At 36.8% G+C, this 15,864-nt stretch carries 18 protein-coding genes; 9 read left to right on the plus strand and 9 right to left on the minus strand.

Annotated features, from left to right (window positions below; translation table 11 throughout):
• Positions 1 to 154: 154 nt before the first annotated feature.
• Together ACSQ6I_RS02970 and ACSQ6I_RS02975 are read right to left on the minus strand one after the other, a co-directional pair.
• Positions 155 to 2,815 (minus strand): AAA family ATPase, encoded by a 2,661-nt coding sequence (locus tag ACSQ6I_RS02970; RefSeq protein WP_438888801.1) that lies wholly within the window; start codon positions 2,813 to 2,815, stop codon positions 155 to 157.
• A 66-nt stretch (positions 2,816 to 2,881) separates the two neighbouring features.
• A complete protein-coding gene (locus ACSQ6I_RS02975) occupies positions 2,882 to 3,910 on the minus strand; it encodes an nSTAND1 domain-containing NTPase (protein WP_438888802.1) in 1,029 nt (342 codons plus the stop codon).
• Between the two features lie 199 nt (positions 3,911 to 4,109).
• Here ACSQ6I_RS02975 and ACSQ6I_RS02980 point away from each other — a divergent pair, with 199 nt between their 5' ends.
• The 3 genes from ACSQ6I_RS02980 to ACSQ6I_RS02990 all read left to right on the plus strand — a co-directional run bounded on the left by ACSQ6I_RS02980 (position 4,110) and on the right by ACSQ6I_RS02990 (position 6,467).
• Positions 4,110 to 4,412: a hypothetical protein gene (locus ACSQ6I_RS02980; RefSeq protein ID WP_438888803.1), complete on the plus strand. Its 303-nt coding sequence runs from the start codon at positions 4,110 to 4,112 to the stop codon at positions 4,410 to 4,412.
• Positions 4,413 to 4,534: 122 nt separating this feature from the next.
• Complete coding sequence (locus ACSQ6I_RS02985; RefSeq protein WP_438888804.1) at positions 4,535 to 4,933, plus strand: hypothetical protein; 399 nt, start codon at positions 4,535 to 4,537, stop codon at positions 4,931 to 4,933.
• A 358-nt stretch (positions 4,934 to 5,291) separates the two neighbouring features.
• Complete coding sequence (locus ACSQ6I_RS02990; protein WP_438888805.1) at positions 5,292 to 6,467, plus strand: nuclease A inhibitor family protein; 1,176 nt, start codon at positions 5,292 to 5,294, stop codon at positions 6,465 to 6,467.
• A 48-nt stretch (positions 6,468 to 6,515) separates the two neighbouring features.
• On the opposite strand, the gene rsmG is transcribed toward ACSQ6I_RS02990, so the two are convergent.
• Together rsmG and ACSQ6I_RS03000 are read right to left on the minus strand one after the other, a co-directional pair.
• On the minus strand, positions 6,516 to 7,271 hold the full coding sequence (rsmG, locus tag ACSQ6I_RS02995) for a 16S rRNA (guanine(527)-N(7))-methyltransferase RsmG (RefSeq protein ID WP_438888806.1): 756 nt from the start codon (positions 7,269 to 7,271) through the stop codon (positions 6,516 to 6,518).
• Between the two features lie 43 nt (positions 7,272 to 7,314).
• Positions 7,315 to 7,992: an ABC transporter ATP-binding protein gene (locus ACSQ6I_RS03000; protein WP_015213200.1), complete on the minus strand. Its 678-nt coding sequence runs from the start codon at positions 7,990 to 7,992 to the stop codon at positions 7,315 to 7,317.
• A 267-nt stretch (positions 7,993 to 8,259) separates the two neighbouring features.
• Between ACSQ6I_RS03000 and ACSQ6I_RS03005 the strand changes: the two genes are divergently transcribed.
• The 4 genes from ACSQ6I_RS03005 to ACSQ6I_RS03020 all read left to right on the plus strand — a co-directional run bounded on the left by ACSQ6I_RS03005 (position 8,260) and on the right by ACSQ6I_RS03020 (position 11,468).
• Positions 8,260 to 9,195, plus strand: coding sequence for a Sll0314/Alr1548 family TPR repeat-containing protein (locus ACSQ6I_RS03005; protein WP_438888807.1), 936 nt, complete (start codon positions 8,260 to 8,262; stop codon positions 9,193 to 9,195).
• Positions 9,196 to 9,371: 176 nt separating this feature from the next.
• Entirely contained in the window at positions 9,372 to 9,824 is a 453-nt protein-coding gene (locus ACSQ6I_RS03010; RefSeq protein WP_438888809.1) for a DUF3531 family protein, read from the plus strand.
• 252 nt (positions 9,825 to 10,076) lie between these two features.
• Complete coding sequence (locus tag ACSQ6I_RS03015; RefSeq protein WP_438888810.1) at positions 10,077 to 10,508, plus strand: NUDIX hydrolase; 432 nt, start codon at positions 10,077 to 10,079, stop codon at positions 10,506 to 10,508.
• A gap of 399 nt (positions 10,509 to 10,907) precedes the next feature.
• Entirely contained in the window at positions 10,908 to 11,468 is a 561-nt protein-coding gene (locus tag ACSQ6I_RS03020; RefSeq protein ID WP_438888812.1) for a Uma2 family endonuclease, read from the plus strand.
• A gap of 9 nt (positions 11,469 to 11,477) precedes the next feature.
• Here the strand turns inward: ACSQ6I_RS03020 and ACSQ6I_RS03025 are convergent, their stop codons facing one another.
• Positions 11,478 to 11,810: a hypothetical protein gene (locus ACSQ6I_RS03025; RefSeq protein ID WP_438888813.1), complete on the minus strand. Its 333-nt coding sequence runs from the start codon at positions 11,808 to 11,810 to the stop codon at positions 11,478 to 11,480.
• Complete coding sequence (locus ACSQ6I_RS03030) at positions 11,810 to 12,199, minus strand: hypothetical protein (RefSeq protein ID WP_438888814.1); 390 nt, start codon at positions 12,197 to 12,199, stop codon at positions 11,810 to 11,812. The genes ACSQ6I_RS03025 and ACSQ6I_RS03030 overlap by 1 nt, the downstream gene beginning before the upstream one ends.
• 348 nt (positions 12,200 to 12,547) lie before the next feature.
• On the opposite strand from ACSQ6I_RS03030, the gene ACSQ6I_RS03035 reads away from it, so the two are divergent.
• On the plus strand, positions 12,548 to 13,993 hold the full coding sequence (locus tag ACSQ6I_RS03035) for a DUF3370 domain-containing protein (protein ID WP_438888815.1): 1,446 nt from the start codon (positions 12,548 to 12,550) through the stop codon (positions 13,991 to 13,993).
• Positions 13,994 to 14,021: 28 nt separating this feature from the next.
• On the opposite strand, the gene ACSQ6I_RS03040 is transcribed toward ACSQ6I_RS03035, so the two are convergent.
• Entirely contained in the window at positions 14,022 to 14,327 is a 306-nt protein-coding gene (locus tag ACSQ6I_RS03040; protein ID WP_438888816.1) for a small RNA NsiR4-regulated ssr1528 family protein, read from the minus strand.
• Between the two features lie 158 nt (positions 14,328 to 14,485).
• Between ACSQ6I_RS03040 and ACSQ6I_RS03045 the strand changes: the two genes are divergently transcribed.
• On the plus strand, positions 14,486 to 14,869 hold the full coding sequence (locus ACSQ6I_RS03045; RefSeq protein WP_323310397.1) for a hypothetical protein: 384 nt from the start codon (positions 14,486 to 14,488) through the stop codon (positions 14,867 to 14,869).
• Positions 14,870 to 14,956: 87 nt separating this feature from the next.
• Here ACSQ6I_RS03045 and ACSQ6I_RS03050 read toward each other — a convergent pair whose 3' ends face one another.
• Entirely contained in the window at positions 14,957 to 15,208 is a 252-nt protein-coding gene (locus tag ACSQ6I_RS03050) for a hypothetical protein (RefSeq protein ID WP_438888817.1), read from the minus strand.
• Positions 15,209 to 15,336: 128 nt separating this feature from the next.
• The gene (locus ACSQ6I_RS03055) at positions 15,337 to 15,720 is read right to left on the minus strand and encodes a hypothetical protein (protein WP_438888818.1); all 384 of its coding nucleotides are present in this window, start codon (positions 15,718 to 15,720) and stop codon (positions 15,337 to 15,339) included.
• Between the last annotated feature and the right edge of the window lie 144 nt (positions 15,721 to 15,864).

Genomic DNA, 15,864 nt, shown 5'->3' on the forward strand with positions numbered 1-15,864 from the left:
AATTGTTATATTTATTATATAGCGGTATGCACTTGAATGAGATACATAATAAGCCCACTCCTCGCTTAAGGTGAACCAGCGCTGTAGGCGGGTTTCCCACCGTAGGCGACTGGTGAATCCGAAGGAGGAGGGGGTTGGGGTTCTTGTATTTCACTCAACCAAGAACCGCCATCTTAACAACCCAAAGCCGAAATAGTTCTACTATTATTCTCCAGCGTCCCTGATTTTCTACAATGACATCATGACGTTTTAAAGTATCTAAAGCTGTCTGTAAATCGGTTTCATTTATTCCTGTAAATTCAACTAATTCATTTAAACTTAATCCATCGGTATTTTGTGCAAGGTATTTTAAAATTAATTGTTGAGTATTACCATTTTCTCCAGCTTGACCCCAAACACCATTAAAGTAATTACTACCTCTTTGGAAAAACTCTGGTTTCTTGACAATTGTTTCTACATCTTCCAGTGTAAAAACAGATTCGCGGGGTTTTCCTTGTTCAAAAACAAAATCATTATATAGTCGGACTAAATGAAAACCTATTAACTGCACTAAATAAGGTTGACCGTAGGTTAAATCATAAATTTTATCTAGTGCTTCTGGTGTGTAGTCTAATAAAAAATCTTCAATAGCTGGGTTAGCAAGAATTTGACCAGTTCCACCACGACTTAAAAAACCGACACGAATAGGAAGAACACTAGCAAAAAAAGGTTGGAAATAATCTGCTGTCATTTCATCTAAGGTATGCAAACCAGCAAAAGCAAAAGCGACTTGAGAATGTGCTTGTACTAAACTACGCAAGAAACCCATAAAATCTGGGCTAATTTTTCCAGCTTTAATTAAATCTTCAATTTTCTCAAATTCATCTATAGCAATAATTAACCCACCAGATGAATTTTTAATTACTTTTTCAAAATAGCGGTTAAAAGTCCGTTCAGGAAGTTTTAATAAATCATCATCATTAGGAGGTTCAATATTCACAACTTGGGAAATTTCATCACTAATGGCCATTAATACTTCACCTACTCCTTGAGTGACATCTCCTAATTTTAGTAAATTCACATAAACAACTTTGACATTTGCACCTAAAGAGTTAGCAGCATTGAGTAAAATCGAAGTTTTACCCATGCGTCTATGACCATAAATTACTACCGATTGGAGTTGAATACCTCTCAGCCAAAGTTCTTCTAATTGTCTGATAATATCTTCTCTTCCAATAAATAAATTACCCATTACAGGGTCGCCGATAACATAAGGATTATTTACAGGTTTAGTAATTACAATTTCCCCAACTTCTCCAGCAATTTGTAATAGTTGCTGTTGCCAATTTTTGGCAATGTCTATAATTAATCCTTGTTCTGCTTTGGGTAAGGTATCGGCTGTATTTAAAATAGTTGTCAGTTCACCTAATGCCCGATTTAAAGCTGAAGAACGAGACGCACGAGAAACACTAAGGTTAATGATTTTTATATCTTCAATTACTTTGACAAATCTATCTAATATTTGCCAGGTTGCAGGACGTAATAAACCTGATTTGGGAACAGTAGGTATTTGTAAGTTAGCAATAGAATCTAAATCTTCACTGTAGTACAAAACTGCTAGAATTAAAGCAAGAATATACATTTCTTCCCCATAGAGAAGAGAACGAACTACTTGAAAAGCTTCTGTCGCTTTACCCGGTTGTTTTTTATGAAGATACCAAAAGCCAGCAGCAACCGCACGGGAAGGGGTATCTAGGCGGGTATCTGTATTCAAATTCGCTCTTAATCTTTGTTTCCCAGGAAAAGGTAAGAAAAAATTATCTATTGCTTCTGATATAAGTTTGTCATTGAGAGCAGCAGACGTAAAATGTATTAATTCCCAATCATAGGTAGTTTCTGCCAAATGAGAAATTGACCAAATTATTTGTTCTCGTGGTTTTGCATTCAATACCTGATTCACTGCTTGAACTGCGGGAATAAATTGGGTAGTATATAACAATAACTGATTAACATTATGTGTACCAGTTTCCCAGTCCTGTAGTAACCAATTTTGTAAATGTAAATCAAAATAAGGTAAAGGAAGTGAAGTAATGCGAGGAAGTAAAAAACTACCATTTCTGAGGTAACGTAAGTTTAAAAGTAAGCCAATTAACCAATTTTCTGGACGTAAAAGCGCCACACCGAACGCCATACCGAACGCCATATTGAACGCCATACCAAACTCCACAACTCCCAACATCGTACCTCCCATTATCATACCTCCCGCCATCAGACCAAACGCCACACCAAACGCCACACCAAACGCCACACCTCCCTCCACACCAAACACCACACCAAACGCCACACCTCCCTCCACACCGAAAGCCACACCGAAAGCCACACCGAAAGCCACGCCGAAAGCCACGCCAAACGCCACACCTCCCACCATCAGACCAAACACCACACCAAGCGCCACACCTACCGCCACACCAAGCGCCACACCTACCGCCACACCAAGCACCACACCAAGCACCACACCAAGCACCACACCTACCGCCACACCGAACCAAGCAACACGCAACCCTAATTCTTGGAGAAATAAACAAATTAATATTGGTGTAATTATTGTTAAAACCACACCTTGAAATAACAATTGACGCTGAATAGAATTATTCCAATCTATTTCTTTTTCAGGAATATAACCCCCGCCAAAAGTATCAACATACCACCGTAGAGCCTGGGGAAAGTAAAACACCCAATACAGTAACCGTAGATAATCTAAAGGATTCCATAAAGAGAGAGGACGACGTAATTTAGGGGCTAAATCTAAACGAGGTACGGGAGATTTTGTATTCATAATATGTTTGTTTTATTGCTAATTTATATGTAATTTTGTAGTGTAGAGACGTTCCATGGAACGTCTCTATAAAGTTTTTGTTTTATACAAGTTATAACAAAGCTGGGTTAATTTTTGCGGGTGTCCACCACTTTCTTGAATCAGTGCTTGGATATCTGCTTCTGTAAAATCAATCGTGGTTGGTTGTAATCGCTTGGTAATAAAATCACAGATAGTTTTTTCATTCCAAGGGAGAATATCTACTTGTTGACAAATATCTGCTAATGGAGATGTTTCATAACTATCATTAAATAATGTTTTTAGAGATTCATTTGCGGCTAAAACTAATTTCAAGCAAGCATTTTCACCTTCAGCTAAACCCCGTAAATGATCTCTCACATCTCTTGTAAATCCTTCCCCATTCAATTTACCAACATTATCTAAAATTAATAATACTCTTTTATCTTGTAAATTTCTAGTAAATCTATAACCTGTACTATCTGCAATATCAAGTTTTTCACATATAGCAAAGTAAAAATCTTCTTGATTATGAATATTATTCATATCTAGAAAAACATTTTGACGAGGAGATTTTAAAAGATTTATTGATTGTTGATAAACTGCATATAATAAAGATGATTTACCAATTGCTTGTTCACCAATAATAGCAACACTACTAGAATTATTGAGTAGTTCAAATATTTGTTGTATTTCTTGATCTCTACCAAAGAATTTTTCTGGATTATCTACTTTTGTATTGATAGGAACAAAGGGATTTTGATTATTTTGCAGTAGACTGATTTTAATTTGAGTTGTTTCTCTAGTGGGTATTATAGGAGAAGAATTAGATAAATATTCTTGATGAAAGTGTTTTATGGGATTTTGAAAATTTCTTTTACTAACTAAAATACCTAAATCTTGTTTCAATTTGTTAAATAATTTACCTCCTAACTCTCTTGTATATTGGTTATCTCTGTAAATTGTAGCTGCAATATCTTCATATTTTTTATCTTCCCAAATACCCAAAAAAAGACTCTCTTCCACAGAATTTAAAACTGGTTTTCCCTTTTCTGACAATACACGATTTATGAAATTTAAAGCTTCTTTAGAGTCCATTAGGCATATTTGAGTTGGTTGATGAAATTTAACACTAGGCTATTCAGTATTAAATTCTATCCTACAAACCTACATCTGACTACATTTGCCTACGTAAATTTTTGTCCGTAATTACCTACAACACCCAACCTATTCAGTATAAATGACGGGTGATGATAGAGACATGAAAAAAAGACACACACTTGAGGAATGTAAACCCATGTCTCAACAACCAACAGAAAAAGAAAATCTTCCTACTCAGTCTAACAACACAACGAAACTTTTAGACACTGCGGAAAAAATCATGAGTAACATCACAAAATCAGAAATAGTGGAAATAGTTAAAGTCGGAACTAAAACCACAGAAACCATTTTTAAAGATTTATTGAAGTCTGGAGGTAAACCCGTCTCTATTATCTTAGCTATTGCTGTTTTGATTGTAGCAACTGCAATACCTATTGTGGCTTTGAAACTATCTCCAAATCAGATAAATCAACCTGCGAAAAATTCTCTAGTCAAATGATAACTTTAGGGTGGGTTACAGGTTTGCTAACTCACCTTATACTAATGATCCATTTTTGCCGTTATGATCTAAAACAGTGAAAACTGTGATTAAATTTATAAAAATTTAGCTCAAAAAAGCTTATGAGTTTAAATCGTCGTCATTTCTTGGTTTTATTGGGTGCTAATGCAGGTGCTTTTATTCTAGATAGTAACGCTACAGCAGAAACATTTACCTCTCCAAAACCGGCTATTCAACTACCCTCTTTACCCCAAATAAGCTATTTAGGTATAGTGCAGTTGGGTTTTATATGGAAGTTAATTTTATCAGTTTTTGCTGGTTTGATAGGGTTAATAATTGGCGGAATTTTGGCAATACTTTTGACTCTAATACTTGAATGGCAGAGTAACCGAAATTCCCCACCAAGTGAATCAGGTTCAATGGGTGGAGTCGCATGGTTGGGTATTGGAATGTTTTTGATATGTATAATTAGTCCTTTGATGGCAGCAATTGCTATCTTTTTAACTACTTTATATTTATAGATTTAATAGATCAAAATCTCATCAATTTTAATTGACAATTTATTAAAATGGGTTCCAAACATAACATTTACATTTATCAATTTTTTTACCTATATAGCAATCCTAAATGATTCATGGATACAGATGGAAATTAGAAGCCTATGCTATGGCGGTTCTCGGTTGAGTGAGATACAAGAACCCCACCCCCAACCCCCTCCCCGCAAGCGATGAGGGGGCTATGATGTATTTCATTATGCACACCGCTATATAAAGTCTGTAACTGGAGTTTATTCACAACTCAAATAGGATTGCTATAGTTGTTTATCTATGAGAAAATACTATTGCTAAAGTATCAAAAGTATTGATTTATTTAAAAGTTATGCCTAGTTATACGCTCAAGTTTGATGACGGAAAATACGACTATATCATGACGATTACTCTTGCCGATTGTACAGTCAGCATCATAACTGACGGTGTTGGTTTCAATGCACACACTTTTGAAACCCATGAATTGGCTACCGAAACCGAAGCGCTGGAATTTTACGAAACAACTATTCGCAGGGAAAACCCTAGTTATCAGCGGACAACAGATTCATTATCTACTGAGGTAGAAGAAGAAGAAAAGGAAGGGGAAGAGGAATTTGAGCCGTTAACATTTGATTTCGATTTGAATGAACAGAATTTAGCAACAGATGAATTAGTAAATCGTTTAGCAGGAGTGCTACCCGGTTTAGAAATTTATGAGAGTGAATCTAGCGGTTATCCTTTTAAAACATTTGTTTGGAAAGTAGAAGATCAGGGAGAATTTACTATAGATAAGCTGCTTTTAGCAGAGGGATTTATGCAGTCGATTGCATGGGATACTTTTTTGGCAGATGTCATTACTAATAGCAGTAATCTCACCAGCAATTTGGCTTTAGAACCAAATCTGAATCCTGAAGAAATTGCTCATAAATGTCAAATGTTAGAAACTACATTGCGAATGCATTGTAAAAACATTGCTGTTTATAAAATAATGCACTTCGATCCGTTATTACCTGGAGAAAAAATTGATGAATTTCATATTATTGTAGGTGAAACTCATGATGAAAATTGGGTGGGAATTGCACCACAAATTGGTTCTATTGAAGATATTAGAACTGACACTGAGAGATTGCCAATTTCCACAGACTTTACTCCTTTATCCAGCACTCAAACATTAATTAATACCTTGCAAACCATAGTAAATGGCTTGGAGTTTGCTACTACTCCAAACACCACTAATAGAGAATTTTATTTAACATCTGCTAACTCTCAAGAACAAACAATTTATCAGTTACTTGATGCAATTGATTTTGTCATTACTTGCAATTTTGCTCCCTTTGGTTCAGTAGCAGAATATGAAGATCGTGAATTTTTCCGTTATATCCATCCATTAGATCAACTGTTGCAGTTAAATCTCACAAATTTACGCGAATATGTGATTGGTTCCTATTCTCTTTATCACTTATACAGTATTGGTAATACAAATAGCGGTGATGCGGTAGGAGTTTCAACTGTTGCTGTCTGGTCTTGAGAACCTCTTTTCTGCCCTTTCTAGGGAGGGAAGAGGTGCAAGTTTTATTTACAAAGGTTTTTGCTTGGGTATACCAACAGGACGAGGAAAATGAACTGGGGTATGCACTACTTTTCGCAAATAGATACAATGACGAATGCTGTTAGTTAAAGGAGTTGTAAATTCTTCAATTAATTCAATTACTCCACCTAGTTGATTAGCAGCATTTTGTAGACTTGCGGTTTCTTCTTTAGTCCAACTACCTCGATAAATGACAGCTAAACCGCCTTTTTTTACTAAAGGTAAACTATACTCAGCACAGGCGGAAGCTGTTCCCACGGCTCGAATTAGAGCTAAATCATAGCTTTGACGATGCTTAGGTTCTTGACCAATTTCTTCTGCTCTGCTAACAATAGTTTTGGCATTAATTAAAGAGAGATTACTTAATATAGTATCAATAAAATTAATTTTTTTGCGAGTTGAATCTAACAAGGTGACTTGAGAACTTGGAAAAATAATAGAAATTGGTAGACCGGGAAAACCTGCACCTGTGCCAATATCAATAACAGATGCACCGTGATGAAGGGAATCAATAAAATGCTGTTTTGGTGCAATCCCTCTTAAAGAGTCCCAAAGATGTTTTTCCCAAAATTCTTCAGGTTCGGTAATACGAGTTAAATTAAGTTGGCGATTTCCTTCTAAAATTAATTCATACAACTGCTGAAATTGACTTTGCTGTTGAGTTATTGGTTGCCAATTAAGTGTTTGCTGCCAGATTTCTGCCATTTCTGGTAAACTAGATACAGGTAAAGATTCTAAATTCATTTTCAGATTTTAATATTGGAGATTACCCAGGAACTGGAAAAGATTACGAATTACGAATTACTACTTCTTTCACTTTATTTTCTAATGTTGCGGGGTCAACTGCTGTTAATACACCATGATTTAGTGTCCAACAACGGTCAGCTATTGGTAACAGATCGCCAGCATCGTGTGTTACAACTAATAAAGTCCAATCTTTTTTGAGTTTCGCTAATAAGTTTACTAGTTGACGACGCATTGACCAATCTAAACCGGCGGTGGGTTCATCTAATAATAATAAATTTGGTTGGCGAATCAATTGCACGGATAAGGCTAAACGTCTTTGTTGTCCACCGCTTAAAGCATGGGGTGGTGTAGATAAGGATAAATGCTCTAATCCCACTTCGCTTAATGCCTGTTGAACTCGCTCTGAACCTAATTCAGGATGCCCTAAACGTAATTCTTCTAAGATTGTACCACCGCAAAAGTGCCTTTCTGGAAACTGAAATACGATTCCGGCTAGTTGTTGTAGCTGTTCGGCTATCAGTTGTTGTTCTCTCCAGAAAGCTGCACCGGAGGTAGGTTCAGCCAGTCCAGATAGAATTTCTAGTAAGGTACTTTTACCGGAACCGCTGGGGCCAATAATCAAACCCAGTTGCTGGGGTGGTAATTCCAAGTTGATAGATTTAAGAATTGCGGTTGGGCAAGCTGTGGGGTGATAAGTTAGATTTCTGAGATAGAGCATTTGTTAAAATTAGCAAAAAGTCAGCGAATAACTGATGGAGTCGATTTAGAAAAACTTGATTTAGCAGCAATAATCAGGCATTTTTTTCTATTGTGGCAGACTTAGCTGAGAAAATCGCTACAACCAGTCAGGGAACAGAAGTAATTGACCAGAGTCTACCTGTGTAGAAAATTTTGACGGTGATAGATGCTTCTGGAAATTTACCAATTTTTTACATTTTAAGTAACAGATAAGACAATTTCAACCGCAATTCTTCTGAGGCGTTTTATGTCCAAACAATTTTTCATTCCTCAATTAATGATGTTTTTCCGATTTCCTAACCTTGTTCAAGTCACCTTTGCTACTACTTTTGCGCTAAATTTATTGGTGAATCCTTCTTGGGCTGGTGATCCGTTTCGGAGTGGTGAACAGCATAAAATTGGCGATCGCACTGAAGCAGCTTTTAAAGCCATTTTTCAACAAGGAAATTACCCAGCAGCCGCAGATCATCTGCAAAAAGCAATCTCTGAGGAACCAAATGAACCCCTGGCTTACGCTATGAAGGCTTCTTTAGCTTATGGAGATAAGGATTTAGCTGGCTTAGATAGGTACAGTAAAAGGACTTTAGAAGCAGGACAAAAGCTGATTGCTAGTGATCCTTTACGCGGTAATTTATACACTGGTGTCGGCAATTTTTTAGAGGGTGCAGTAATGATCACCCGTGACAAGAGTGTTAATGGTGTATCAAAAGCCCTGAGTCGCTTGACAAAAGTTTATGAGTATTTAGATAAAGCGGAAGCGATCGCACCTAATGATCCAGAAGTAAACTTACTCCGGGGTTATATGAATTTAATGTTAGCCGTTAATTTGCCTTTTATCAGCCCAGATCAAGCAATTGAAAAGTTAGAAAAAAATGCTGCACCTGGGTATTTGGTAGATCGGGGTATTGCTTTAGCCTACCGGGATTTGAAACAATATCCTCAAGCCTTAGATTATGTCAATCGAGCCTTAAAATCGACTACTGACAACCCAGAAATCTATTATCTCAAAGCCCAGATATTGCACGAAAAGGGTAAAAAAGAAAAAAGCCAGAATTTGATTAAAGATGCAGTAGTTCATTTTGATAAAGCTTTAACCAAAAAATCCCAACTTCCCGCTAGTCTAGTCAAACAAATTGAACACGAACGCAGAAGCGCAGCCAGCCGATTGACTAATCTGTCATAGTGGTATTCATCTCAGTGAGAAGTTTTCAATTGTAAAGCCTGTAGGGGCGGGGTTTCCCCGCCCTGAGTTTCCTCGCCCTTGCTCATATTGCATCCCACACAAAACCGCTATATAGTAAATAATTCATAATTAATTGTGAAACCCTTTTACTAATTACCCATCTACCCATTACCAAAATGCACATTCAATTCCGTGAGTTTAATCCTTTTGATGTCTGGATTTGGTTGAAATTCAACATGATTCCATCTGAACGGGAAAAAAAATATGTAGAAGAAGTATTTAATTCCTGGTTTTATCTGGGTAAACTAGGAGCATTTAATGCTGAAAATCTCCAGGTACAGGAAACTGGTTTGGAACTCAGCTATCTGGATTACGATCCACAAGGTTATAACAAAAGCTTTCTCGCTTTGATGCACAACATGAGCGAGTTTGAGTATGAAGGAGAATGGGGACGTTGCTGGTTTGATATGGGAACTAGTGATGCTATTTCTCTCGATATCTTAATCAACGCCCTGACTCAATTAAGTGAGGAATATGTTGATATTCAAGAACTATACATCGGCGGAGAAAATCCAGATTGGCCTGTCGAAGATAGCGAAACTCGTGCTGATGCAATTTACGATAATTAGGGTTTGCTAAAAAAGTTTTTTCATAGAGAGTAGAAATCAGGAATCAGGATTCAGAAATCAGGAGTCAGGAATTAGAAAGAAGGAAGAATCATCTAGAACCGGAAAAAGTGCTTGATAAATCAATGGTATCAACACTTATTTTTTGCCTATTATCAACATTGAATAGTTCTGAAACCATTGTTTCACAAAAGTTTTAGATTTATATGGTTAACGCCACGCTACGCTATCAACAAACGATAATTAACTACAACAATGAATAAATCAGGTCAAATTCGCGTCATAGTTTTAGCTCTAATTCGAGATGGTGAGAGAATATTTGTTTCTGAAGGTTATGATCCTACCAAACAATCAACATTCTATCGTGCTTTAGGCGGTGGTGTGGAATTTGGCGAACCTAGTTCTGTAGCTTTAGAAAGAGAATTTCAAGAAGAAATTCAAGCTGATTTAACAAATATTTGCTATTTGAGTTGTATAGAAAACCTGTTTAGCTTCGATGGTAAACAAGGACATGAAATTATTCAACTTTATCAATGCGATTTTGCAGATCCTAAATTTTACAAAATCGAAAGTTTAACTTTTTCAGAATCTCCAGAACGTAAACATCGCGCTTTATGGATAGATATTGCTCGATTTAAATCAGGAGAATTAAGGTTAGTACCTGAGATATTTTTTGATTATTTGTAAATTCAAGAGTCAGGAGTCAGCCCTATGGCTTACGCCACGCTAGGCTATCAGCTTGTCTTCGACACACTACGTGAACGCTCAGGGCAAGGAGTCAGGAAAAGGAAGGATGAAGGATATTTTTCTCTTCTGTTACCTGCTATATCAAAAATTCTGTATCCTAAATTCTTACACTCAAGATAGCAATTCTCTCTGCGTGAAATAAAAATGTAAGTATTCAGGATAGAGAATACAAAAGTCAGGAGAATAAAGCTTTTTTAGTCAACTTTGATGATTTTGATAAAATCTCTCTTCTCTCTATTCTTCATTTCATAAGCATTCTGACTCCTGAATTCTTACATAAAAATTACATCCAGGATGATTGCTATAATTAACTTAGAACATCAACCAAGAGAGTGAATTATGTCTATTCAATTAATGACAAGACGTTTCACCGTTGCACAATACAACCTAATGAATCAAGCTGGTATTCTCACAGAAGATGACAGAGTAGAACTTATTAACGGAGAAATTATTGAAATGTCCCCCATTGGTAGAAGACACGCAGCTTGTGTTGACCGTCTTAATTATTTACTCAGTATTCTTTTAGGAACAAGAGTAATTATCCGAGTCCAAAATCCCATTATCTTAAATAATCTATCAGAACCACAACCCGATATAGCATTACTCAAACCTCGTGCAGATTTTTATGAAGCTGGACACCCACAACCAGAGGATATATTGCTATTAGTTGAAGTTGCAGATAGTAGCATTGAATATGACAGAGAAATAAAAATTCCTCTTTATGCAAGTAGCGGTATTTGTGAAGTTTGGTTAATAGATATTTATGAACAACTAATTACAGTTTATCGCTACCCTAACGCAAATGGTTATAGTGAAATCAAAACTTTCCGACATGGTGATATTCTAGATATACAAGCATTTCCTGAATTTACGTTGATGGTTAATGATGTACTAGGATAGACGATTTAATTAATCGTATCTATCTTTTTTTAATTTAATCACTTCAATGACATTATCATGGTGTTGACCACCGATAATATCTTTTAAATGTATTTTTCCTTCAATATACTGTAAATGTATCCTCCACCCAGATATTTTATCAATATCAGCACGGTAGATAGCTTGTTTAATACCAGTCACTTTGTGTAATCTTGTTTTGGGAAAAGTTCTAGTTCTGTGACATTCATTATCTTCTAGTTCTGCTAAAGCTTTGAGAAAATCAATTTTTAACTCCTCTGGCAAAATTTGCATGGCTTCATAAATAACACCATATTCATCTAGAAGAGGCTTAATTTGTGGCATTATAAAGCAGTAACCTTAACCTCTTGATTTTCATCTACCGTAAAATCTTGATAAATAAATTCTGCAATGGCATTATATGCTTGTTGTGCATCTTCAGTGTTGACAATTCTAAATAAAGTAACAAGTATACAGCCAAAAATTGGATCATCATCAATAGTTAAAATTACTCTTTGTTGGTCATTTATTTTTAAAGAATATATAGTTGAATCATAGGAGTGATTAAGTTTTATATTTCTGAGTTGTTCACTGTGTTGATAAAAAGAATTGTTCTCAGATGATAAAAGTTCAAAATGGCGATTCATTTCTTTAATAATTTTAAACTTCTCCGTATCATTAAATCTTTCTAAATCTTTCTCAAAATCCTTTGTCGATTCAATGAGTATATCCATCAATTTAACTCCTGAGTCGAAATTTCAAGGTTACTTTAAATTTACCCTAAACTTACAGATAATTGTATGGTGGCAAGTGTCAATGTGCCAGATTTTTTATAAAAACCTGATTCATGTCAGAAATCCATTGTTCAGAATTTGTAATCAAAACTATTCATGCTTATACTGCAAACAGTTCATAGTTTAACCAAATATGGAACCCCTCTCCATAGACGCGAAGCGGCTTCTCGAAGAGTACCTCTCCCCGTGAACGGGGAGAGGCTTAGAACTCGGTTTTTTCATCAATAAAAAGTACAGTTCCTAACCGTTTTGAGTATAAGAACAAATCTTTTTGAATAATCAAACATTATGCCAGTTCAACAGCTAAAAAATAAACTACCTGTAACTCTATTCATACTTCTATCAGGAGTTGCTATCACTCAAAGCATTGGTTGTACCAAATTATACTCCGATAATAACAAAAATGTAGCAGATGCCCAAACTCCACCCAAACCCGCACCCCAAGAAATTATTCAAGCGGGAGAAGTGCGGGCTTTACCTGGGAAATTGGATACCATACCTGTTTTTAACAGTAATAGCCCGGAATGGGTAAAAACTGAAGGAGTTTTACTTTCTACTTTTCCCACCAATGGGAAAAAAGTTCCCGCAGCACATCTTAATTTTCCCTTCCAAGGACGCTTTGATTTATTTGCTCATCACTATAGCCATACTCCTAAAGATTTACAAACGCTTTATTTGGGTATAGTTTTGCATAATCCTGGTAAAAAATCTGTAACAGTCGATGTTTTACAAGGTGCGAGTTATTTAATGCAAGATGCACCTTTTGTGACTTTAGCGCCATACATTGAAAATAATGATGGAAAGGCTTTTTCAGGGCCGGGAAATAGGGCTGTGGCTGATGTGTTGCGGGGAGTTCGTCAAGCTGATTTTCCGGCTAAATTGGTAATTCCTGCGGGAAAAAGTCAAATGTTGTTAAATCATCCTATTCCGGTGCGAAATTTAGAAAAACCTGTAAATGGTCGGTCTAGCTTTTTTCGTTTGCGTAGCGGCGGCAAAGTTTATACAGCTAGTTTAGCGATGTATGCGAAGAAAAATGCTGATGGTTCTGACCGTGCGCCCACTTTGGCAGAATGGCAAGATTTATTAAATAACAGTAATTTTGCTGGGCCAAGAGATAAAGTTCCTACAGCACCAGATGCTAAAGGCGGTCAATTGATTTATGGGCGTGTAGCAGGTGTTTCTCAAGGTTCTCGGTGGAAAGCGAAACTGGTGGATAAACCGGAAACGCAAACTTTGACAATTCCCCAACCTGGTAAGGCGATTTCCTATCCTATAGCTACTTTGCGGGCTGGTAGATTGGGTACTGAACAAAGTCAAACGGCGAAGATGTTGGTGCGTTATGCCGACACAGCTTATGAGGCACATGGGAATTATGGTGTGGAATATAATCTCAGTTTGCCTTTAAGTAATAATACTGCGAAATCTCAAACTGTTTCTGTGACTTTAGAAACTCCTCTGAAAGAAGATAAATTAGCTCAAGGTGGTGTCCGCTTCCGAAAACCATCCTTAGATTTTCCTTTCTTTCGGGGGACAGTGAGGTTGCGTTATGCTGATGATCAGGGGGAACAAAAGACGCGCTATGTGCATTTATGGCATCGTACTGGTCAAGTTCTGGAACCTTTGACAAAAGTTGTGTTACAACCTGGAATGAGGCGCATGGTGCAGCTAGATTTGATTTATCCACCCGATTCCACTCCACCCCAGGTTTTGACGGTGAGAACTTTAGAAAAATGAGGTAAAGACGGTGGGAGTTTTCCCTATCTTATTTACCGCCGTAGAAAAAGGCAATTTCTTTTTCTTTCAGAGGTGCAAAACCAGCATCTACTAGTTTTTGGTCTAGTTCTGGTTGGGGAATGTGTTTTGCACCAATGCGGACGATTCGGGAACGCATGGTATTAGATACGCCACTACGTTGTCTACCTGCTTCTAGACCCATGACTTGGGTGTATAGTTCTAATTTAGCTGATGGAATGGGAGAACCATCAAAATCAACTCCTTGTGCGATCGCTACATCAATAGCATCTGCACCTGTGGTAGTCTGCTCTCCTAGGTTAATTTCGGTCGTCATGGCAATTTGCTCTCAAGAATATTAAGTATACTTTACCAGTCTTACTGCCACCTCTGGCTGTATTGCTTGACTGATGAGCTTTGCGAGTCCAGACTTGTCACTTTTGGAAATTTTCGTTTAATCTCGAACCAGCAGTATAGCAATTTTTAGGTGATGCTATGTCTGATGCCAACTCTCCTCGCCACAAAGACCGCAGTCTCGAACAAGCACTAACTAACAAAATTATCGACGATTATTTCGAGAATTCTGAAAGTTGGCTGAGAGCAATTTTGCGGATGTGTATTTTCTCTTTAGCTGAAATTAATGGAGAATCAGTTTTTATTGTTGAATGTCCGAATCACGCTGTAGCTAAACGTTTGAGTCGGAAAACTTATCCGTTTCGAGGAATGGTGTATTTTTTAACTGATAACTTCGATGATCGCGATCGCACTTTATTTTGCTATAAAGATGAACGTAAAGGCTATTGGCGCTGTTTCGATACTAGTACAAACAGTTGGCAATCTTTAAGTAAGTTACAATCATCCACGACTCCAAGGGAATAGAGACTGGGTAATGGGTAATTGGTAATTGGGGAGATGAGGGAGAATAACTTTCCACCTATTCCCCAATTACGAATTACGAATTACGAATTACGAATTAGATCGTGTAATTGAGCCACCAACAAACGCACCTAATATTGTACCTGTCCAAATGCCGGCTGTACTGCCTTGCCACATTGCCCCCGGTGTTACCCAAGCATTACACATCTGTTGAAAACCCCAAGCTTGGTTTTGGCATTTTTGACTATGAAGCATGGACGTGATTTGGACACCAATCAAACCACCAAAAAAACCAGAAGATAGAGCGAAACAAGTACAAATTAGGATGCGTTTTTTAGTCATAGTAATTGAGGAATGGGGAGGAATAATTAATATAAAACCACAGTCGAAATCAGAATATAGAATTGAATTGATACAGTAGTAAAAGTAAGTAATGAGTCACTAATAATCTAATTATATCCAGTTCACCCCTAACCAAGAATCTGAAGTTTAGCTTCATCAAATACAAGACCTCGCCGGGCAAAATATTTATGAATATTGATTTGTACAAATAAATCTTTGAGTTCTTCGGCAATTTCAGTTGGCGGATTTCCTGATAAAGCAATTGCAATTAAATGTTCTGCACTGTGAATTTCTCCACAATCAATCGCTAAGGTTGCGGCACTACGATACAATATTGAACGGGTTGGTTCTGCTGCAAAATCATCTGCTATTAATTCTGCTGCTAATCGTTCTTTTTCAAATGCTTGTCTGGATAATTGGGAAACTAAATCAGAGTTATTTTTAAGTTTAGCAACTTGTGCCATTTCGGCTAAATTCATAGCCTGTTTATGTAACTCTTGAATCTGACTCATTTTTTTACTATGAACGCTAAAGGGTTACTAAATTCAACCAACTACCACAATGTAAATTGTAATATCCTCAACTAAAGTGCGGCTGAATTGGAATATGAAATTAGTAAATTAAAACTTTTCAATTTTTATGATTTGCGACTTTGA

Origin of the sequence: Anabaena sp. WFMT (assembly GCF_051781005.1) — a bacterium.
In the GTDB taxonomy this organism is placed as follows: Bacteria; Cyanobacteriota; Cyanobacteriia; order Cyanobacteriales; family Nostocaceae; genus Anabaena.